General features: G+C 72.4%; 16 protein-coding genes. 1 reads left to right on the forward strand and 15 read right to left on the reverse strand.

All coding sequences use genetic code 11. The features are described from left to right. Window positions 1-6 precede the first annotated feature (6 nt). From ACYQ8Q_RS20725 to ACYQ8Q_RS20785, 13 genes are all read right to left on the reverse strand, one after another. Window positions 7-567 (reverse strand): hypothetical protein, encoded by a 561-nt coding sequence (locus ACYQ8Q_RS20725; RefSeq protein WP_460066923.1) that lies wholly within the window; start codon window positions 565-567, stop codon window positions 7-9. Further along, the gene (locus ACYQ8Q_RS20730; RefSeq protein ID WP_460066925.1) at window positions 567-1208 is read right to left on the reverse strand and encodes a TetR/AcrR family transcriptional regulator; all 642 of its coding nucleotides are present in this window, start codon (window positions 1206-1208) and stop codon (window positions 567-569) included. The genes ACYQ8Q_RS20725 and ACYQ8Q_RS20730 overlap by 1 nt, the downstream gene beginning before the upstream one ends. Beyond that, window positions 1196-1930 carry an enoyl-CoA hydratase family protein gene (locus tag ACYQ8Q_RS20735; protein WP_460066926.1) on the reverse strand — a complete coding sequence of 245 codons (735 nt, stop codon included), beginning with the start codon at window positions 1928-1930 and terminating at the stop codon, window positions 1196-1198. The genes ACYQ8Q_RS20730 and ACYQ8Q_RS20735 overlap by 13 nt, the downstream gene beginning before the upstream one ends. Beyond that, a complete protein-coding gene (locus ACYQ8Q_RS20740; RefSeq protein WP_460066928.1) occupies window positions 1927-3495 on the reverse strand; it encodes a 4-coumarate--CoA ligase family protein in 1569 nt (522 codons plus the stop codon). The genes ACYQ8Q_RS20735 and ACYQ8Q_RS20740 overlap by 4 nt, the downstream gene beginning before the upstream one ends. A gap of 30 nt (window positions 3496-3525) precedes the next feature. Beyond that, entirely contained in the window at window positions 3526-4680 is a 1155-nt protein-coding gene (locus tag ACYQ8Q_RS20745; protein ID WP_460066930.1) for an acyl-CoA dehydrogenase family protein, read from the reverse strand. 55 nt (window positions 4681-4735) lie between these two features. Next, window positions 4736-6622: an acetyl/propionyl/methylcrotonyl-CoA carboxylase subunit alpha gene (locus ACYQ8Q_RS20750; protein WP_460066932.1), complete on the reverse strand. Its 1887-nt coding sequence runs from the start codon at window positions 6620-6622 to the stop codon at window positions 4736-4738. Between the two features lie 5 nt (window positions 6623-6627). Next, window positions 6628-8226: an acyl-CoA carboxylase subunit beta gene (locus tag ACYQ8Q_RS20755; protein WP_460066935.1), complete on the reverse strand. Its 1599-nt coding sequence runs from the start codon at window positions 8224-8226 to the stop codon at window positions 6628-6630. A 217-nt stretch (window positions 8227-8443) separates the two neighbouring features. Continuing rightward, window positions 8444-10138 (reverse strand): acyclic terpene utilization AtuA family protein, encoded by a 1695-nt coding sequence (locus ACYQ8Q_RS20760; protein ID WP_460066937.1) that lies wholly within the window; start codon window positions 10136-10138, stop codon window positions 8444-8446. Continuing rightward, window positions 10135-10929, reverse strand: coding sequence for a TIGR03084 family metal-binding protein (locus ACYQ8Q_RS20765; protein ID WP_460066938.1), 795 nt, complete (start codon window positions 10927-10929; stop codon window positions 10135-10137). The genes ACYQ8Q_RS20760 and ACYQ8Q_RS20765 overlap by 4 nt, the downstream gene beginning before the upstream one ends. 79 nt (window positions 10930-11008) lie before the next feature. After that, window positions 11009-11965 (reverse strand): EamA family transporter, encoded by a 957-nt coding sequence (locus ACYQ8Q_RS20770; RefSeq protein WP_460066940.1) that lies wholly within the window; start codon window positions 11963-11965, stop codon window positions 11009-11011. Window positions 11966-12047: 82 nt separating this feature from the next. Next, window positions 12048-14036 (reverse strand): ABC transporter ATP-binding protein, encoded by a 1989-nt coding sequence (locus ACYQ8Q_RS20775; protein ID WP_460066941.1) that lies wholly within the window; start codon window positions 14034-14036, stop codon window positions 12048-12050. Window positions 14037-14138: 102 nt separating this feature from the next. Continuing rightward, entirely contained in the window at window positions 14139-14264 is a 126-nt protein-coding gene (locus tag ACYQ8Q_RS20780; RefSeq protein ID WP_397803794.1) for a hypothetical protein, read from the reverse strand. A gap of 173 nt (window positions 14265-14437) precedes the next feature. Continuing rightward, window positions 14438-17344, reverse strand: coding sequence for an FAD-linked oxidase C-terminal domain-containing protein (locus ACYQ8Q_RS20785; RefSeq protein ID WP_460066942.1), 2907 nt, complete (start codon window positions 17342-17344; stop codon window positions 14438-14440). A 94-nt stretch (window positions 17345-17438) separates the two neighbouring features. On the opposite strand from ACYQ8Q_RS20785, the gene serC reads away from it, so the two are divergent. Then, window positions 17439-18557 carry a phosphoserine transaminase gene (gene serC / locus ACYQ8Q_RS20790; RefSeq protein ID WP_460066943.1) on the forward strand — a complete coding sequence of 373 codons (1119 nt, stop codon included), beginning with the start codon at window positions 17439-17441 and terminating at the stop codon, window positions 18555-18557. A gap of 72 nt (window positions 18558-18629) precedes the next feature. On the opposite strand, the gene gcvH is transcribed toward serC, so the two are convergent. Together gcvH and ACYQ8Q_RS20800 are read right to left on the reverse strand one after the other, a co-directional pair. Continuing rightward, window positions 18630-19013 (reverse strand): glycine cleavage system protein GcvH, encoded by a 384-nt coding sequence (gene gcvH, locus ACYQ8Q_RS20795; RefSeq protein WP_460066944.1) that lies wholly within the window; start codon window positions 19011-19013, stop codon window positions 18630-18632. A gap of 107 nt (window positions 19014-19120) precedes the next feature. Next, window positions 19121-20722 carry an alpha/beta hydrolase gene (locus ACYQ8Q_RS20800; protein ID WP_460066945.1) on the reverse strand — a complete coding sequence of 534 codons (1602 nt, stop codon included), beginning with the start codon at window positions 20720-20722 and terminating at the stop codon, window positions 19121-19123. Window positions 20723-20837: the final 115 nt, after the last annotated feature.

A 20837-nucleotide genomic window follows, 5' to 3' on the forward strand; every position in this document is an offset into this window, starting at 1 on the left:
CGGGCGTCAGAGTTTTCCCCAGAGGTACGCCGTGCGGTGGCCGTCCAGCAGGGCGGTGAGGTGGGTCCGGAACTCCTCGCCGAGGTCGGGCCAGTTCCAGAACCTCAGGCCGAGGTGGCCGAAGGCCAAGGGGGCGTTGTCCCAGGTCCACTCGGATATCGGGGCGGACGCGGTGCAGAGCGGGCAGACGAGGTCGGCGGTGCCGGTCTCGCTCCAGGCCGCGACGGCCGTGCCGACGCGGGTCCAGCCGTCGGTGTCCAGGGGGGTGTGGGCGTGGCACCGCGGGCAGACCGCATGTTCGGGGGCGTCGGCGCCGCTGTGGAAGACACCGCGGCCGACGTGCACGGCGAGTCCGTCGGAGGGGTCCTGGTCCGGATCCGCCTCGGCGGCGCGGTGCCAGTGGGGGCCGGGCGGGTGTGCGCCCAGCAGGGAGGCCGTGCGTTCGTCCTCGCGGTCGGCGAGGACGATGCCGTCGGCGACGAGCCGTTCGACCAGCCGTTCCGCCAGCCGGGGCGCGTCCTTCTCGCGCACGTCCAGGTCCACGATCACCTGGAAGTGGTCACCCATCAGTCCCGCCCTCCCCCGAGCAGCCCGTCCAGCAGCACCGCCCACTGTGCCACCACGCGCTCGCGGCGGCCGGTGTCGTCGGTGAGGAGGTTGGCGAGACCTAGGCCGCGGGCCATGTCCAGAAGGCCCTGGACGGTCTCGCGGACGCCGGGGACGGACTCGTCGGCGCCGAGGAGTTCGAGGGCGACGCGGTGGGTCTCGCGGCCGACGCGGCCCTCCAGTTCGGTGACGCGGGGGCCGAGCTGTTCCTCGTTGGAGGCGGCGACCCAGAGGTGGAGGGCGGCGCGGAAGAGGGGACCGGTGTAGACGTCGACGAGGGCGGTCAGGACCGCGCGGCGGTCGGCGCCGCCGTCGGGGAACAGGGCGCGCAGTGCCAGGCAGCGTTCCTCGGCGACGTACTCGACGGCCGCGGTGAACAGGTCTTCGCGGGTGGGGAAGTGGTGCTGGGCGGCGCCGCGGGAGACGCCCGCGCGTTCGGCGACGACGGAGACCGTGGAGCCGGCCCAGCCGTGCTCGGCGAGGCAGGCGACGGCGGCTTCGAGGAGTCGCTGCCGGGTGGCCCGGCTGCGGTCCTGCTTGGGGACCCGGTCGCCGGAGGGGCGGTCGCCGGACGGCCGGTCGGCCGCGGTCACAGCACCCATGCGGGATCCCGTCGTTCGAGGAAGGCCGTCATGCCCTCGCGGGCGGGCGCGGAGGAGAACAGCCGGGCCGAGAGCGCGGTGAGGTGGGTCGCGTCCCGGTCGAATGTCTCCAGCACCCTAGCCGTGAGCAGCCGTTTCGTCTCGGCGAGGGCCTGGGGGGCGGATCTGCGCAGTCCGTCGAGGACGGGGGCGAGGACGGCGTCGACGTCGTCCCCGGTGGCGGTGAGCAGGCCGATGCGGGCGGCCTCGGGGGCGTCGAAGCGCTCGCCGGTCAGGTAGTAGCGGGTGAGGGCGCGGGGGTCGGTGCGGGGCAGCAGGGGGAGGGAGATGACGGCGGGTGCGACGCCGATGCGTACCTCGGTGAAGGCGAAGGTGGCCGGGGTGGCGGCGGCGGTGATGTCGCAGGCGGCGAGCAGGCCGAGGCCGCCGGCCCGGACATGGCCGGTGACCCGGGCGACGACGGGCCGGGGCAGCTCGACGATCTGCCGGAGGAGGGCCACGAACGCGTCGGGGGCGGGCGGGTCGCGCAGGTCGGCTCCGGCGCTGAAGGTGGTGCCGGTGTGGGTGAGGACGACGGCGCGGACGTCGGCGGCCCCGGCGCAGTCGGTGAGCGCGGCGGTGAGTTCGCCGACGAGGGCGGCGGAGAGGGCGTTGCGGGTGGCGGGGGCGTCGAGGGTGAGGGTCTCGATGCCGCGGGCGCGGGTGCGGGCGACGAGGGTCACGGTGTCTCCCTGAGCTGCCTGCGCAGGATCTTTCCGGAGACCGCGCGCGGGACGGCGTCGATGAAGGTGACGTGGCGGACGCGTTTGTAGGGGGCGACGCGTTCGGCGACGTACATCGCGATCTCTCCCTCGGAGAGGTCGGGGGCGCTGGGCTGGCGGACGACGAAGGCGTGCGGGACCTCGTTGCCCTCGTCGTTGTAGACGCCGATGACGGCGGCGTCGGCGACGGCGGGGTGGGTGAGGAGGAGGGCTTCGAGTTCGGCGGGGGCGACCTGGAAGCCCTTGTACTTGATGAGTTCCTTGACGCGGTCGACGACGAAGAGCCAGCCGTCCTCGTCGACGCGGCCGATGTCACCGGTGTGCAGCCAGCCGTCGGGGTCGATCATCGCGGCGGTGGCGTCGGGGCGGCCGAGGTAGCCCTTCATGACCTGGGGGCCGCGGATGAGGATCTCGCCGTCCTCGCCGGGGCCGAGGTCCTGGGCGGGGTCGTCGAGGGAGACGATCCGCATCTCGGTGCCGGCGATGAGTCTGCCGACGGTTCCGGCGGGGGCCTCGCGCATGGCGTCGAGGGGGACGACATGGGTGCCGGGGGACAGTTCCGTCATGCCGTAGGCCTGGCCGACGGGCGGCAGGCCGAGGCGGTCGGAGCAGGCGGCGGCGAGGTCGGCGTCCAGGGGTGCGGCGGCGCTGATGACGTACTGGAGGGACGACAGGTCGTACCGGGCGACCGCGGGGTGTTTGGCCAGCGCGAGGACGATCGGCGGGGCGACGTACAGGCCGGTGATGCGGTGGGTCTGGATGGCGGCGAGGAAGGTCTCCAGGTCGAAGCGGGGCAGGACGACGACCGTGGCGCCCTGCCGGAGGGGGGCGTTCATCAGGGCGGTGAGGCCGTAGATGTGGAAGAAGGGCAGGACGGCGAGGATGCGGTCGCCGGGGCCGGCGGTGATCAGCGGTTCGAGCTGGGCGAGGTTGGTGGCGATCTGCCGGTGGGTGAGCATGACGCCCTTGGGGGTGCCGGTGGTGCCGGAGGAGTACGGCAGGGCGGCCACGTCCTCGACGGGGTCGATGTCGACCTGAGGCTCGGGGGCGGCGGAGGCCAGCATGTCGATCAGGGAGCGGTGTCCGGGCGCGCTGTCGCAGACGAAGATCTCCTGGACGCCGCCGGCGAGTTCGGCGGCGCGCCGGGCGGTCTCCAGGAACGGTGAGACGGTGACGATCCAGCGGGCCCGCGAGTCGCCGAGCTGTTTGGCGAACTCCTCGGCGGTGGCCAGCGGATGCACGGTGGTGACGGAGGCGCCCGCGCGGGTGGCGGCGTAGAAGGCGAGGGGGAAGGCGACGGTGTTGGGGCTGTGCAGGGCCAGCACGTCGCCCTTGCGGACCCCGGCCTCGGCGAGGGCGGCGGCGACACGCCGGTGGAACCGGTCCACCTGCTCGTAGGTGAGGGTGGTGCCGTCCGTGCCGTCGATCAGCGCGGGCTGCTCTGCGAAGGCGGCGGCGCGGCCCAGGACGGCGTCGTGGATGGGGAGGTCTACGGGCGGGACGTCTGCGTACGCGCTGCGGAACACGGTTCCTCCATGACGGTTCAGCCAGACGGTTCAGTACGACTTGGGCAGGCCCAGGGTCTGGTGGGAGACGTAGTTGAGAATCATCTCCCGGCTCACCGGGGCGATACGAGCCACGCGGGAGGCCGTGATCAGCCGGGCGAGGCCGAACTCGGTGGTGAGGCCGTTGCCGCCGAGGGTCTGCACCGCCTGGTCCACGGCCCGCACACAGGCCTCCCCGGCCGCGTACTTGGCCATGTTGGCGGCCTCGCCCGCGCCGACGTCGTCACCGGCGTCGTAGAGGTGGGCGGCCTTCTGCATCATCAGGCGGGCCAGTTCGAGCTCGATGTGCGCCTGGGCGAGGGGGTGGGCGATGGCCTGGTGGGCGCCGATGGGGGTCTTCCAGACCGTGCGGTCGCGGGCGTACTCGACGGCCTTGGCGAGGGCGTGGCGGCCCATGCCGATCGCGAAGGCGGCCGTCATGATCCGCTCCGGGTTGAGGCCGGCGAAGAGCTGGAGGAGACCGGCGTCCTCTCCCCCACTGCCGAAAGCGTGGGAGGGGCCCCCACCGACGAGGGCGTCGGCGGGGAGCCGGACGTCGTCCAGGACCAGCTCGAACTGCTTCTCCACACTGTGCAGTTCCATGTCGATCCTGCGGCGGGTGAAGCCGGGGGCGTCGCGCGGGACGATGAACAGGCAGGGCTTGAGGTTGCCGGTGCGGGCGTCCTCCGTGCGGCCGACGATCAGGGTGGCGTCGGCGATGTCGACGCCGGAGACGAAGACCTTGCGGCCGGTGAGCAGCCAGTCGGCGCCGTCGCGGCGGGCGGTGGTGGTGATGCGGTGGCTGTTGGAACCGGCGTCGGGTTCGGTGATGCCGAAGGCCATGAGGCGGGTGCCGTCCGCGAGGGCGGGGAGCCACTCCTGCTTCTGGGCGTCGGTGCCGAAGCGGGCGATCACCGTGCCGCAGATCGCCGGGGAGACGATCATCATGAGGAGGGGGTTGCCGGCGGCGCCCATCTCTTCGAGGACGAGGGAGAGTTCGGTGATGCCGCCGCCGCCTCCTCCGTAGGTCTCGGGGAGGTTGACGCCGATGTAGCCGAGTTTCGCCGCCGCCTGCCAGAGATCGCCGGTGTCGGTGTGGGCCTTGGCGAAGGAGGCGACCGCGGCGCGGAGTGCCTTGTGCTCGTCGGATTCGATCAGGGTCGTCACTGTGGCTCCTTTGGCTTCGGGTCGTATGTGGCCGGTCGCGCAGTTCCCCGCGCCCCTAGGTGTCTTGCACTACCGCCAGCAGAGTGCCGACCTGGACCTGCTGTCCTTCCGTCACCTGCACCGCCGTCACCGTCCCCGTCGCCGGGGCCGAAATGACGTGCTGCATCTTCATCGCTTCGAGCCACACCAGCGGTTCGCCCGCCTCGACACTCGATCCGGTGATGAGGGTGGGCGCCAGTTTGACGACCGTGCCCGGCATCGGGGCCAGGAGGGAGCCGGGGGCGTGCTGGGTCCGCGGGGCGGGGAAGCGTGGGAGGGCCGTCAAGGTCTCCCCGTTGACGTGGACCTGGTCGCCGTAGCGGGCGATCTCGTAGCGGCGTCGTACACCGTCGGTCTCCAGGACGACCAGGGCCGGGTCGGCGTGCACGACCTGGACGCCGTCCGCCGTGAGGCCGGACCGGCCGTGTGCGTACGCGACCTCGGTCTCCTCGCCGCCCGCCGCGTACCGCTTCGTCTGCGGCTGGGACGGCAGGTTGCGCCAGCCGCCGAGGCGCGAGCCCGTGCAGGCCTCCGCGAGGGCTGCGGCGAGGGGGGCGTGGGGGTCCGCCGCCGGTGTGGTCAGGTCGGGCAGGTGGCGGTCGTAGAAACCCGTCGTCATCCGGGCCGCCGTGAACTCCTCGTGCCGCAGGGAGCGGATCAGGAGGTCGCGGTTGGTGGGCGGGCCGTGGAGGACGGTGCGTTCCAGGGCGCCCGCCAGCTTGCGGATCGCCTCCGCGCGCGTGGGCCCGTGGGCGACGATCTTCGCGAGCATCGGGTCGTAGTGGACGCCGATCTCGTCGCCGTCGGTGCAGCCGGTGTCCAGGCGGACGGTGGCCGGGACGGTCAAACGGTGCAGGGTGCCGGTCTGCGGGGTCCAGTCGGTCGCGGGGTCCTCGGCGTAGAGGCGGGCCTCGACCGCGTGGCCCCGCGCGCGGGGCGGTTCGGGGGCGAGGGCGGCGCCTTCCGCGACACGGATCTGTTCGGCGACGAGGTCGAGGCCGAAGACGGCCTCCGTGACGGGGTGTTCGACCTGGAGGCGGGTGTTCATCTCCAGGAAGTGCGCGCGGCCGCCCTCGACCAGGAACTCGACCGTGCCCGCGCCGACGTAGGAGACGGCGCGGGCGGCCCGTACGGCCAGCTCCCGCAGTTCCTCCTCCAGGGCCGCGGGGAGCCCGGGCGCGGGCGCCTCCTCGATCACCTTCTGGTGGCGGCGCTGGAGGGAGCAGTCACGGGTGCCGAGCGCCCACACCGTGCCGTGGGTGTCGGCGAGGATCTGGACCTCGACGTGGCGGCCGTTCTCGACGTACGGCTCGATGAACACCTCGCCGTCGCCGAAGGCGCTCGCGGCCTCCGCGCGGGCGGTGTCCAGGGCGGCGGGCAGGTCCTCCAGGCGGCGTACGACGCGCATGCCGCGCCCGCCGCCGCCCGCCGCCGCCTTCACCAGCACCGGCAGGTCCGACTCCGCCACGTCTTCCAGGGGCGCCAGCCCCATCAGCCGCTTCGCGCGCGTCTTGGACGCCATCGCCTCGATGGCCTCCGGCGGCGGGCCGATCCAGACGAGTCCGGCGTCCTGGACGGCCCGGGCGAAGTCGGCGTTCTCGGAGAGGAAGCCGTAGCCGGGGTGCACGGCGTCCGCGCCGGCCGCGACGGCCGCCTTCACGATCAGGTCGGCGCGCAGATAGGTGTCCGCGGGGGCCGCCCCCGGCAGCCGTACGGCCGTGTCGGCCACGCGCGCGTGGAGGGCGTTCTCGTCGGCGTCCGAGTGCACGGCGACCGTCCGGATTCCCAACTCGCCGCAGGTGCGGACGACACGGCAGGCGATCTCGCCGCGATTCGCGATCAGGACAGAAGCGATCGGGGCAGAAGGGATTGGGCCAGAAGGGATCGGGCCAGAAGTAGTCATGATCCTCACATCCGGAAGACGCCGAAGCCGCCGCGCGCACCCTCGTACGGCGCCGTGTGGATGGCCGACAGGCACAGGCCGAGGACCGTGCGGGTGTCGCGCGGGTCGATGACGCCGTCGTCGTAGAGCCGCCCGGACAGGAACATCGGCAGTGACTCGGACTCGATCTGCTGCTCCACCAGGGCACGCAGGGCGGCGTCGGCGTCCTCGTCGTACGGCTGTCCCTTCGCGACGGCCGACTGGCGGGCGACGATCGACAGGACGCCGGCGAGCTGCTGCGGGCCCATGACGGCCGACTTGGCGCTGGGCCAGGCGAACAGGAAGCGGGGGTCGTAGGCGCGGCCGCACATGCCGTAGTGGCCGGCGCCGTAGGAGGCGCCCATGAGGACGGACAGGTGCGGGACGCGGCTGTTGCTCACCGCGTTGATCATCATCGCGCCGTGTTTGATGATGCCGCCCTGTTCGTACTCCTTGCCGACCATGTAGCCGGTGGTGTTGTGGAGGAAGAGGAGCGGAATGTTCCGCTGGTTGGCGAGCTGGATGAACTGGGCGGCCTTCTGGGACTCGGCGCTGAACAGGACGCCCTGGGCGTTGGCGAGGATGCCGACCGGGTAGCCGTGCAGCGCGGCCCAGCCGGTGACGAGGCTCGTGCCGTACAGGGGCTTGAACTCGTCGAAGTCGGAGCCGTCGACGATCCGGGCGATCACCTCGCGCGGGTCGAAGGGGGTCTTGAGGTCGCCCGGGACGATGCCCAGGAGTTCCTCGGGGTCGTGCCGGGGCGGCTCGGCCGGGCCCGGGTCGTCGTAGGCCTTGCGGTGGTTGAGGCGGGCGACCACGCGGCGGGCCTGGCGCAGCGCGTCGCGTTCGTCGACGGCGAAGTAGTCGGCGAGACCGGACACGCGCGCGTGCATCTCGGCGCCGCCCAGCGACTCGTCGTCGCTCTCCTCGCCGGTGGCCATCTTGACCAGCGGCGGTCCGCCGAGGAAGACCTTCGCCCGCTCCTTGACCATGATCACGTGGTCGGACATCCCGGGGATGTAGGCGCCGCCGGCCGTGGAGTTGCCGAAGACGACGGCGACGCTGGGGATGCCGGCGGCGGAGAGCCGGGTGAGGTCGCGGAAGACGGCGCCCCCGGGGATGAAGATCTCCTTCTGGGAGGGCAGGTCGGCGCCGCCGGACTCCACGAGGCTGAGGAAGGGCAGCCGGTTGGCGAGGGCGATGTCGTGGGCACGCAGGGCCTTCTTCAGCGACCAGGGGTTGCTGGCGCCGCCGCGCACGGTGGGGTCGTTGGCGGTGATCAGGCACTCGACGCCCTCGACGACCCCGATGCCGGTGACCAGGGAGGCGCCGACGGTGTAGTCGCTGCCCCAGGCGGCGAGCGGGGACAGCTCCAGGAACGGGGTGTCGGGGTCGAGGAGCAGTTCGATGCGTTCGCGGGCGAGGAGCTTGCCGCGGGCGCGGTGCCGTTCGACGTACTTCGGGCCGCCGCCCGCGAGGGCCTTGGCGTGCTCGGCGTCCAGGCCGGCCAGTTTGGCGAGCATGGCCTCGCGGTGGGCGCGGTGGTCGGGGCCGGTCGTGTCCAGCGCCGACGGCAGGACGGTCACCAAGCCTCCTTCGATCCGGTAAGCCGCCCGGCGTGCGGTGCGAGAACCAAGCTCCGTGCGCGCGCTGGTCGAGAACCAAGACAGCGCCCCCAGAGCCTTGCTCTACCAAACCGGGCTGGTTCCAACCCGGCTGGTGTTGAGGGTGTTAGACCTTGCAGGTCGTTGACCTGCGGGGCTTCCTGAGCCAGGAATCCCCGGGCTTTAGCTGGGGGAGGGTTCAAAGGAGTGCCTCCGGGATATCCAGTTGCCGGGAGCGCAGCCATTCGCCGAGCGCCTTGGCCTGCGGATCGAAGCGGTGCTGTGCGGCGACTCCGGCGCCGAGGACGCCCTCGACGGCGAAGTTCAGGGCGCGCAGGTGCGGGAGCACATGCCGGGTGACAGGCAACTCGGCCGTCTCCGGGAGGAGTTCGCGGAAGCGGTCGACGGTCAGGGTGTGGGCGAGCCAGCGCCAGGCCTCGTCGGTGCGGACCCACACCCCGACATTGGCGTCCCCGCCCTTGTCCCCGCTGCGGGCGCCGGCGAGCAGCCCGAGGGGTGCCCTGCGGACGGGTCCGGGCGGCAGGGGCGCGGGCAGTTCCGGTGACGTCACGTCGTCGAGTACGAGGGTGTCGGCGGCCGGGGGGACGGGGATCCGGCGTCCGTCGTCGAGGACTGCGGTGTGCGCGACCTCGTCCTGGGAGACGTACGCGGCCTCGAACACCCCGTAGGGGGCGCCCTTGCCGGGTGGGGCGAGGACGTGGAAGCCGGGGTAGCTCCCGAGGGCCAGTTCCACGGCGGCGCCGCTCAGGGTCCGGCCCACGACGGCCTGTTCGGGGTCGCGGACGACGAGCCGCAGCAGGGCGCTCGCGGTCTCCTCGGTGTCGGCGTCGGGGCGGTCGGTGCGGACGAGTTCCCAGCGGACGTCGGCGGCCTTCGCCGTCGCGCCGGCCAGCTGCTCGCGCACCAGGTCCGCCTTGGCCTCGACGTCGAGGCCGGTCAGGACGAAGACGACCTCGTTGCGGTAGCCGCCGAGCCGGCTGCGGCCGACCTTGAGGGTGGGCGGCGGGGCCTCGCCGCGGACGCCGTCGATGCGGACCCGGTCGGGGCCGTCCGGGGTGAGCCGTACCGTGTCGAGGCGGGCGGTGACGTCGGGTCCCGCGTACCGGGCGCCCGTCGTCTCGTACAGCAGCTGGGCGGTGACCGTGCCGACGTCGACGAGTCCGCCGGTGCCGGGGTGCTTGGTGATGACGCTGCTGCCGTCGGCGTGCAGTTCGGCGAGCGGGAAGCCGGGCCGGCGGACGTCCGCCTCCCGGAAGAAGGCGTAGTTGCCGCCGGTGGCCTGGGTCCCGCACTCCAGGACGTGCCCGGCGACGACCGCGCCCGCGAGCCGGTCGTGGTCCTGCGGCGTCCAGCCGAAGTGGGCGGCGGCGGGCCCGGTGACCAGGGCCGCGTCCGTCACCCGCCCGGTGACGACGATGTCCGCGCCCTCGCGCAGACAGGCCGCGATGCCGAAGCCGCCGAGGTAGGCGTGGGCGGTGAGGGCGCCGGGGAACCGGTCGCCGAGGTCGTCGCCCTCGACGTGCGCGACGCGTACGGGGACGCCGACCCGGTCGGCCAGGTTCCGTACGGCGTCGGCGAGTCCGGCCGGGTTGAGGCCGCCGGCGTTGGTGACGATCCGCACGCCCCGCTCCCGGGCGAGCCCGAGGGACTCCTCCAGTTGGCGCAGGAAGGTGCGGGCGTATCCGGCGGAGGGGTCCTTCAGCCGGTCGCGGCCGAGGATGAGCATGGTCAGTTCGGCGAGGTAGTCGCCGGTGAGGACGTCGAGTGCGCCGCCGGTGAGCATCTCGTGCAGGGCGTCGGCGCGGTCGCCGTAGAAGCCGGAGAAGTTGCCGATGCGCAGAGGTGGCGGGGGCGACGGCGGTGGGGGCGTCACGCGGACTCCCCTCGTGGGGCGCGCCCCTTGCCGGGCGGGCCCGCGAAGGCCTGGGCGATGTCGAGCCAGCGGTCGGCGTCCTCGCCCTCGGCGCGCAGGGCGAGGTCGGCGCGGTGGGCGCGCTGGGTGACGAGGAGGCAGAAGTCGAGGGCGGGGCCGGTGACGCGGTCGGTGGCGTCGTCGGGGCCGTATGCCCACGACTCGCCGGAGGGGGCGGTGAGTTCGACGCGGAAGTCCTCGAACGGCGGGGTCAGTCCGTGCACGCCGAAGGCGTAGTCGCGGGTGCGGACGCCGAGGCGGACGATGTGCCGCAGGCGGTCGCCCGGGGTGCGGACGGCTCCCAGGGCGTCGGCGACGTCCAGGCCGTGGGCCCAGGTCTCCATCAGCCGGGCGGTGGCCATGGAGGCGGTGGACATGGGCGGCCCGTACCAGGGGAAGCGGGCGCCCTCGGGGGCGGTGCGCAGGGCGTCGGCGAGGGCCGCGCGGCCGGTCCGCCAGTCCTGGAGGAGCCGCGCGGGCGGCTTGCGGGCGCCCTCCTCGGCGCCGTTGTCCACGAAGTCCCCGGGCTCGGTCAGGGCCGCCTCGACCTCATGGGCGAAGGCCCGCTGGTCGGTCACGGCAAGCAGCGAGGCGTGGTCGGTCCAGGCGAGGTGGGCGATCTGATGGGCGACGGTCCAGCCGGGGGCAGGGGTCGGGAGCGTCCACTGCTCCGGCTCCAACTCGGCGACGAGCAGATCGAGTTCGTCGCTTTCGGCACACAGGTCGTCGATCACGGGCGTCGGGTCGGCCATGGGGTGGAGCATGGCAGGGCCCCCAGAAACAAGCAAGCATGCTTGCATTTAATTTTGCCCGCTCCGCGACCGGGGGCCCTCAGGCCTCCGGCACCGGCGCCTTCCCCCGGCCCACCTGGGTGCGCACCGCGCCCATGCTCGCGGCGACCACCAGGGCGATCGCGGCCGTTTCGGGGAGGGTCAGGGACTGGCCGAGGACCAGGAGGCCGGCCGTGGCGGCGACGGCCGGTTCCAGGCTCATCAGGACGGCGAAGGTGGAGGCCGGCAGCCGGCGCAGGGCCAGGAGTTCCAGGGTGTACGGCAGCACGGAGGAGAGGAGGGCGACCGCCGCGCCGAGGCCGAACGTCACCGGGTCCGCGAGTTTCGCCCCGGACTCCGCGATGCCCAGCGGGAGGAAGAGCAGCGCGCCCACCGCCATCGCCAGGGCCAGGCCGTCGGCCTGCGGGAAGCGGCGGCCCGTACGGGCGCTGAACACGATGTACGCCGCCCACATCGCACCCGCCCCCAGGGCGAACGCGACACCCACCGGGTCGAGGGCGGCGAAGCCCCCGCCGCCGAGCAGGAAGACCCCGGCGAGGGCGAGCCCGGCCCAGACCAGGTTGAGGGCGCGGCGGGAGGCGAGGACGGAGAGGGCGAGCGGGCCGAGGACCTCCAGGGTCACCGCCGGGCCCAGCGGGATGCGGTCGACGGCCTGGTAGAAGAGGCCGTTCATCGCGGCCATGGTGACACCGAAGACGACGACCGTGCCCCAGTCGGTGCGGGAGTGGCCGCGCAGCCGGGGACGGCAGACGACGAGCAGGACCACCGCCGCGACCGCCAGCCGCAGCGCCACGACCCCGAGCGCACCCGCCCTCGGCATCAGCGTCACCGCCAGCGCGCCGCCGAACTGCACCGAGATGCCGCCGGCGAGGACGAGGCCGACCGGCCCGAGGGAGCCGAAGCGGCCGGGGGCGCCGTGAGCACCGGCCGGGACGGGGGTGGCGAGGGAGGCTTCCGAAGGGGCGGTCACGGGCGGTCCAAGAGCTCTTGTGTTCATCCGGTTGCACTGTCAAGTCCAGAGTAATGAACCTGGACAGGTGCGTAAACCGTTGAAGCCTCTGTCTCGCGCCGTGAGACGTTCAGATGCCGGGCCAGTGCCTCGGGTCGTACGGGTCGTACGGGTCGTAGGGGGTGTAGGGGGCGGCGTACGGGTCGTAGGGGGTGTACAGGCCGGAGGGGGCGTACGGGTCGTACGGCTCGGGCACCGGGACCGGCACCGGCACCGGCTGCTCCACGAACAGCGGCAGCCGCAGCTCGCCCGTGTCCATCAGGGCGTTGTTCTGCGAGCGGTGCAGCCGTGCGTAGGCCCCGCCCCAGGCCAGCAGCTCCTCGTGACGGCCGGTCTCCACGATCCGGCCCTGGTCGACCACGAGGATGCGGTCGGCGTCGGGGGCGAGGTTGAGATCGTGGGTGATCATGATGGTGGTGCGGCCCGCCATCAGTCGCCGCAGCGGCTTCACGATCCGCCGGGCGGCCATCGCGTCCAGGCCGGTGGTCGGCTCGTCCAGGACCAGGACCGGGGCGTCCCGCAGGATCGCGCGGGCGATCGCGAGGCGCTGGAGCTGGCCGCCGGACAGCCGGGCCGAACCGGGGTCGATCCTCGTGTCGTAGCCCTCGGGCAGCTTGACGACGAAATCGTGGGCGTCGGCCGCGCGGGCCGCCTCCTCGATGGCCGCCTCGCTCGCACCGGGCCGGCCGCAGGCGATGTTCGCCCGGACGGTGTCGTGCAGGACGAGCGTCTCCTGCGGCAGCAGGGTCAGATACTCCCGCAGCCGCGCCAGCGGGAAGTCCCGGACGGGCACGCCGTCCAGCAGGACCTCGCCGGCGTCCGGGTCGTAGAAGCGCAGGAGCAGTTTGGAGACGGTGGACTTGCCCGCGCCGCTCGGCCCGGTGACGATCACCAGCTCGCCCGGGTGCACGGAGAAGGAGAGCCCCTGAAGGGCCTGCCGGTCGGCGCCGGGATAGCGGAAGGAGACGTCCCTGACCTCGACCGTGCCGTCCGGGCGGCCGGGGGGCTCGGCCACGCGCCGGGGGTCCGTCACCGAGGGCCTCACGTCGAGGATCTCGATCAGCCGCTCGGCGCCCGCCGTCGCCGCCGTGATCGTCAGACCGAGCTGGGCGAGGCCCCGCACCGGCGGGTAGAGGTAGCCGAGGAAGGCCGCGAAGGCGAGCAGCTGGCCGAGGGTCATACGGCCGGTGGAGATCTCCCAGGCGCCGATGCCGATCACCGCGAGCACGCACACGGTCTCGATGACGGTCACCAGCTGTTCGTAGGCCTCGTTGAGCCGGGTGGAGCGCACGGAGGCGCGGAACCAGGCGTTCGCCTCCTCGCCGAGCCGGCGGCGCTCGGCGTCACGCCGGTCGTACGCCTGGGTCAGCACGATGTTGCCGAGCGACTCCTCGACGACGGAGGTGATCGCGCCGTCGGCGACCCGGCCCTCGCGCGAGACGTCCTTGATGGAGCCGGAGAAGCGGCGCGCGGCCAGCCAGAAGAGGGGGGCGAGGACGAAGGTGGCCGAGGCCAGGTCCCAGCGCAGCCAGAAGGCGGCGGCCGCGTAGAAGATCGCGGAGAAGGCGGCGGAGGCGGCGCCGACCAGGCCCGACACGACCATCGTCTCGATGGCCTCGACGTCACTCGTCAGCCGGGACAGCAGATCGCCCTGGCGGTGGCGCTGGAAGAAGTGCGGCGGCAACTGCTGGACGTGGTCGAAGACATGCTCGCGCAGCCGCATCACGAACCGCTCGGTCGCCCAGGCGGCCAGGGAGTTGCCGGCGTAGGCCACGAGCGCGCCGACCACGGCGACCCCGAGCCACTTCACGGCCGGCGCCCAGAACGCGGCGAGCGAGCCCTCGCGCAGGGCGTTGTCGGTGAGGTCGCCGAAGAGCAGGATGGCCTCGGTCTCGGCGAGTGCGGCGAGGATCGTGCACACCCAGACGACGAGCAGCCACTTCCGCAGGCCCCGGGTGAGCGGCCAGAAGCGGCGGAACGCTACACGCGCGGGAATGGTGGGGGTGTCGTCCTCATATTCTTCACCCTCTTCTTCCGGTTCTTGCCGTTCTCCCTGCAAGAATTACCCTCCTTGAAAAAGCCCCCTGATTTCCAGCTGATTTTCAAAAGGAAAGGGGCCGACGGTGCACCGTCGGCCCCTTTTCAGCATGTCGGCGTGGGCTCAGCCGTCCTGGCCGGGCACCGGCGGAACCGGCTTGAGCTTCTTCTTCGGCTTGGGCTTCGGCGGGGGCGGGAGCTGCTTCGACTTGGGCTTGGGGGGCAGCGGGGCAAGCTTCTTGAAGCTCATTCCAACTCCTTGCGGGGATTGCGCTGTGCTTTCGTCGTTTCGGGCTTTCCGCGTCCGGCTCCCGACATCGAGAAACTTACACGCTCCTCATCTCCGCAAACGGCAAAAAGAGCAAAGGTGCGCTGTGAATACCCTGGGAGAAGCTGGCAGTTGCTTGAGCAACCCGTGGTTCCTTAATCGTCGTCGAGCGCGTCCGCCAGGACTTCCGCCAGATGCCGGGCCCGCACCCCGGCCAGCTGGTCGAGCTGGGTGCGGCAGGAGTAGCCGTCGGCGAGGACGACCGTGCCGGGCGGGGACTGCCGTACGGCGGGCAGCAGTTGCTCCTCCGCGCAGGCCACCGACACCTCGAAGTGGCCTTTCTCGAAACCGAAGTTGCCCGCGAGGCCGCAACAGCCGCCGCTCAGTTCGCCGGTGAGTCCGGCGGCCTCGCGCAGCCGCCGGTCGGGGGCGTCGCCGAGCACCGCGTGCTGATGGCAGTGGGTCTGGCCGACGACCGGCCGGTCCAGCCGGGGCGGCGCCCAGCCGGGCGCGTACCGCTCCAGCGCCTCCGCGAAGGTCACCACCCGCGCCGCGAGCCGCCGTGCGCGCGGGTCGCCGGGCAGCAGCTCCGGCAGGTCCGTCCGCAGGGCGGCGGCACAGCTGGGCTCCAGGACGACGAAGGACGCCTGCGTCGAGTCGCCCTGGGTCAGGAACGGCTCCAGCAGGTCCAGGGTGCGTCGCATGACCTCCCGGGCGCGGTCCAGCTGGCCGGTCGAGACGTACGTCAGTCCGCAGCACACACGGCCGCGCCTCGCCGTGAGCGGGTTGAAGACGTACGACACCCCGTCGCCGACCGCTGCCTTCGGCCACCGGCGGGTGGGCGGGGTGAGCACGTCCAGCCCCGCCGCCTCCAGGACCCGCACGGCCGCCCGCCCCACGGACGGGGAGAGGTGCTCCGTGAAGGTGTCCGGCCACAGGAAGACCGCCTGCCGGGACCCGCCCGGTCGCCCCTCCCCAACCGCCTCCGTCCGCGCCCGCGCCACCAGAAGCCGCCCCCACCACCGGGTGAACGTCTCCCGGGCCAGTGGCGGGACCGCCCGCTCCGGCGCGATCCCCGCCGCCCGTTTCGCCGCCCACGCCAGGGGCCGCACGCGCGCGAGGGCGTTCACGAGCCGGCCCGCGCGCAGGCGGGACGCCCAGCGCAGCCACTGCGGCAGCCGGCCCAGCGCGTAGTGGGCGGCGGGGCGGCGCCGGCCCGCGTAGTGGTGGTGCAGGAACTCCGCCTTGTAGGTGGCCATGTCGACCCCGACCGGGCAGTCGGAGCGGCAGCCCTTGCAGGACAGGCACAGGTCCAGGGCGTCGCGGACCTCCGCCGACCGCCAGCCGTCGGTCACCACCTCGCCGGCGAGCATCTCGTGCAGCAGCCGGGCCCGCCCGCGCGTGGAGTGCGCCTCCTCGCCCGTCGCACGGAACGAGGGGCACATCACGGCGGACCCGGTCGCCGCCGTCGTGCGGCACTTGGCGACGCCCACACAGCGGCGTACGGCGGCCGCGAAGTCACCGCCGTCGGACGGGTAGCCGAAGACGACCGGCAGCGGTTCGCGGGGCAGCACGGCGAAGCGCAGCCCGGAGTCCAGGGGCGCGGGGCGGACCAGCATGCCGGGGTTGAGCAGGTCGTCGGGGTCCCACACGCCCTTGGCCCGTTCGAACAGGGCGACCAGCTCGGGGCCGTACATCCTCGGCAGCAGCTCGGCCCGCGCCTGCCCGTCGCCGTGCTCGCCGGACAGCGAGCCGCCATGGGCGACGACCAGGTCGGCGAGTTCCTCGGAGAAGCGGCGGAAGCGCGCGACGCCCGGCCCGGTCAGCAGATCGAAGTCGATCCGGACGTGGATGCAGCCGTCGCCGAAATGGCCGTACGGCGTCCCGCGCAGCTCGTGCGCGGCAAGCAGGGCCCGGAAGTCGCGCAGGTAGGCGCCGAGCCGGGCGGGCGGCACCGCGCAGTCCTCCCAGCCGGGCCAGGCCTCGGAGCCGTCGGGCATCCGGGTCGCCGTGCCGCTCGCGTCCTCGCGGATCCGCCACAGGGCGCGCTGGGCGGCCGGGTCGGTGACGACCAGCGCGTCGACGGTGTCCGAGGCCGCCCGCGCGATCGTCTCCGCACGCGCGCGTGCCTCGCCCTCCGACTCACCGCCGGTCTCCACGAACAGCCAGGCGCCCCCGCGGGGCAGCCCCGCCGTCGGCGGCACCAGGTCGGCCGCCATCCCCTCGACGGTCAGCGGCCGGTGGGGCAGCAGCCCGGCCGCGGCCTCGGCGGCGGCGCCCTCGTCGCCGTACCCGAGCACGGCGAGCGCACGCGCGCGTGGCGCCTCGACGAGCCGTACGACCGCCTCCGTGAGCACGCCGAGCGTGCCCTCCGAGCCGCAGAAGGAGCGGGCGACATCGGCGCCCTTCTCGGGCAGCAGCGCGTCCAGCGCGTACCCGGAGATCCGGCGGGGCAGTGCGGGGAAACCGGTCCGCAGCCGTGCCAGGTCCCCCTCCACCAGGTCCCGCAGCCCGCCGGGCGCCCCGGACCAGCCCTGCCCGAGCCGCAGCCGCCGCCCCCGCGCGGTGACGACCTCCAGCTCGCGCACACTGTCCGCGGTCGTCCCCCAGGCCACCGAGTGCGCGCCGCAGGAGTTGTTGCCGATCATCCCGCCGAGGGTGCAGCGGCTGTGCGTGGCCGGGTCGGGCCCGAAGCGCAGCCCGTGCGGGGCGGCGGCCTCCTGGAGCCGGTCGAGGACCAGTCCGGGCTGGACGACGGCGGTGCGCTCCCGTGGGTCCAGGGCGAGCACCCGGTTCATGTGCCGGGTGAAGTCCAGCACCACCCCCGTACCGGTGGCCTGCCCGGCGATCGACGTGCCCCCGCCACGCGCCACGACCGGCACCCCGTGCGCCCGGCACACCTCCAGTACGGCGGCCACGTCGTCGGCGTCCCGGGGCGCGACGACGCCCAGCGGGACCCGCCGGTAGTTGGACGCGTCCATGGTGACCAGGGCGCGGGAGGTGGCGTCGAAGCCGACGTCACCCCTGACGACCTTGCGCAGCACGGCCTCGAGCTCTGTCATGCCGTCCACTCAATCAGCCCACCTGCTGGAAAACACCGTCTCACCCGACGGACGAGGTTTCGCCGAGGTTTCCCGCACCGGCTAACCTCCCTGCGTGGCTGAGATCCAGATTCCCTCTGACATCAAGCCCGCCGACGGACGTTTCGGCGCGGGCCCCTCCAAGGTGCGGACGGAGGCGCTGGACGCCCTCGCCGCCACCGGCACCTCCCTCCTCGGCACCTCCCACCGCCAGGCTCCGGTGAAGAACCTGGTCGGCAAGGTGCGCGAGGGCATCTCCGAGCTGTTCTCCCTCCCCGAGGGCTACGAGGTCATCCTCGGCAACGGCGGCTCGACCGCGTTCTGGGACGTCGCGACCCACGGACTGATCGAGAACAAGTCGCAGCACCTCACCTTCGGCGAGTTCTCGTCGAAGTTCGCCAAGGCGGCCAAGCTCGCCCCCTGGCTGGCCGAGCCCACCGTCGTCTCCTCCGACCCGGGCACGCACCCCGAGCCTCGGGCCGAGGCGGGCGCGGACGTGTACGCCTTCACGCACAACGAGACGTCGACGGGTGTCGCGGCCCCCCTCAAGCGCGTCCAGGGCGCCGACGCGGGCGCGCTGGTCCTGGTGGACGCCACCTCCGGCGCCGGCGGCCTGCCGGTCGACATCGCCGAGACGGACGTCTACTACTTCGCCCCGCAGAAGTCCTTCGCCTCCGACGGCGGCCTGTGGATCGGCGTGTTCTCCCCGGCGGCGATCGAGCGCGCCGAGCGGATCCACGCGTCCGGCCGCCACATCCCGGAGTTCTTCTCGCTCCCCACGGCGATCGACAACTCGCGCAAGAACCAGACGTACAACACCCCGGCTCTCGCGACCCTCTTCCTGCTGAACGAGCAGCTGGAGTGGATCAACGGCCAGGGCGGTCTGGCCTTCTCCACCGGCCGCACCAAGGACTCGTCGACCCGTCTGTACACCTGGGCCGAGGAGTCGAAGCACGCGACGCCGTTCGTCACCGACCCGGCCAAGCGCTCGCAGGTCATCGGCACGATCGACTTCGCGGAAGAGATCGACGCCGCGGCGATCGCCAAGGTCCTGCGCGCCAACGGGATCGTCGACACCGAGCCCTACCGCAAGCTCGGCCGCAACCAGCTGCGCGTCGCGATGTTCCCGGCGATCGACCCGGCGGACGTCGAGGCGCTCACGCAGTGCATCGACTACGTGATCGAGAAGCTCTGATCACCGCTCTGATCACTGCGCCTGTACGACACTGAGGGGCGCCCGGTGGATCACCGGGCGCCCCTCGGCGTTTCATTCGGCGATGAGCTTCGCATAGGCCTTGGCGTCGAGCAGCCCGTTGGACGAGTCCTTCGAGGCGGCCTTGATCTTGTAGAGCCACACCCCGTACGGGTCGCTGTTCACGTCCTCGGGGGAGTCCATGGCATCCGGGTTGACCTCGACGATCTCACCCTTGGCCGGGCTGAACAGCTCGGACACCGACTTGACCGACTCCACCGAGCCGACGGGTTCGCCCACCTCGAACGTCCTGCCCACCTCCGGCAGCTCGAAGAAGACGATGTCACCGAGCGACTTCTGGGCGTGGTCGGTGATGCCGACGGTGATGACGCCGTCGGACCCGGTGCTCACCCACTCGTGTTCGTCGGTGTAGCGGAGGTCGGCGGGCACGTTGGTCATGTCTGCTCCTTCGGTGGTCGCGGGGCGATCGGGAACAGCCTCACCCCGCGACCACACAGAACCCGACATTTCCGGCACCCTGGTCCTCCATGCAGGTGACGGAAGCGTCAGCCGCGGACGCCGACCAGCGTGTGCAGGGTGTCGGCGGACGTCGTGCCGGCCGACCGGTCCGCGCTCAGGGCGGACTGCGTCGCGCTCGCCGGCTCGGGGTCGGCGGTCTTCTTGCAGACCGCGTCGGCCGTGCCGCTGCCGCGCGGGACCGTGCCGTCGGTGAGGTACTTGACGAGGTACTTGTCCAGGCAGGTGTTGCCGCTCAGGGTGATGCCGTGGTTGCCGCCGCCCTGCTCGACCACCAGGCTGGAGTGCTTGAGCAGACGGTGGACGGCGACGCCGCCCTGGTACGGGGTGGCCGCGTCGTTCGTCGCCTGGAACAGCAGGACCGGCGGGAGCTTGCTGTTGGCGACGCTCACCGGCTTCAGGGTCTTCGTGGGCCAGTACGCGCACGGCGCGTTGTACCAGGCGTTGTTCCAGGCCATGAACGGGGCCTTGGAGTACACGGCCCAGTTGTCCTTGCGCCACTGCTTCCAGTCGCGCGGCCAGGAGACGTCACGGCACTGCACGGCGGTGTAGACGCTGTAGCCGTTGTCGCCGGAGGCGTCGATGGCCGCGAAGTTCTCGTACGCCTTGACCAGCGGGGTGGCGTCCTTGTCGTTCACATAGGCGGCGAAGGCCTCGGCGAGGGCGGGCCAGTAGCCGTTGTAGTAGCCGCCGGGGATGAAGGTGTCCTCCAGCTCGGAGGCGCCCACCTCGCCGCCGGCCGGCTTCGCGGCGAGTTCGGCCCGCATCGCGTACCACTTGGCCTCGATCGCGGCCGGGTCGGTGCCGAGCTTGTACGTGCCGTTGTACTTGGCGATCCACGTCATCAGCGCCTTGTGGCGGGCGTCGAAGGCGTAGTCCTGGGAGATGTTGGCGTCGTACCAGACCCCGCCGGGGTCGACGATCGAGTCCAGGACCAGCCGGCGCACCCGGGTCGGGAAGAGCTTGGCGTACACCTGGCCCAGGTAGGTGCCGTACGAGTAGCCGAAGTAGTTGATCTTCTTGGCGCCGAGCGCCTTGCGGATCTGGTCCATGTCCTTCACGGCGCTGACCGTGTCGATGTACGGCAGGACGTCCGCGTACTTGGTGCCGCAGGCCTTGGCGAACGCCTTGGCGCGGGAGAGGTTGGCCTTCTCGATCGCGGCGGTGCTGGGCACGGAGTCCGGGCGGACCGGGTTGAAGTAGCCCGGCTTGCAGTCCAGCGCGGGCTTGCTCTTGCCGACGCCGCGCGGGTCGAAGCCGATGACGTCGTACTGCGAGGCGACCGCCTTGGGCAGCGAGGACGCCACGAACCCGGCGAGGGTCAGTCCGCTGCCGCCGGGGCCGCCGGGGTTGACCAGCAGCGGGCCCTGGTACTTGCGCGCGGTGTGCGGGACGCGGGACAAGGCCAGGGTTATCTTCCGGCCGTTCGGCTTGGCGTAGTTCAGCGGGACCTTCACCGACGCGCACTGGAGCGTCGGGTAGTCGTCCGTCGCGCACTTCTTCCAGGTGACCTTCGCCGCCTGGGCTGCTGGCTGCGCGGACTGCGACGAGGCGGCCTCGGCCGGGACGGCCGTGAGAGATCCGGCCAGGACGACGGTCGCGCCACACAGCACGGCTGTGCTTCTTCTCATGAAGTTCCTTCAGAGCATGGGGGGTTCGGCAGGACCGGAAAGTTCACGATCCTCGCGGGATCCTTCCGAAGAAGCACGCCCGCAAGAAGCTTTTCGCCCAAAAATTTGCAACTCA

The organism is Streptomyces sp. YKOK-I1, assembly GCF_054660435.1.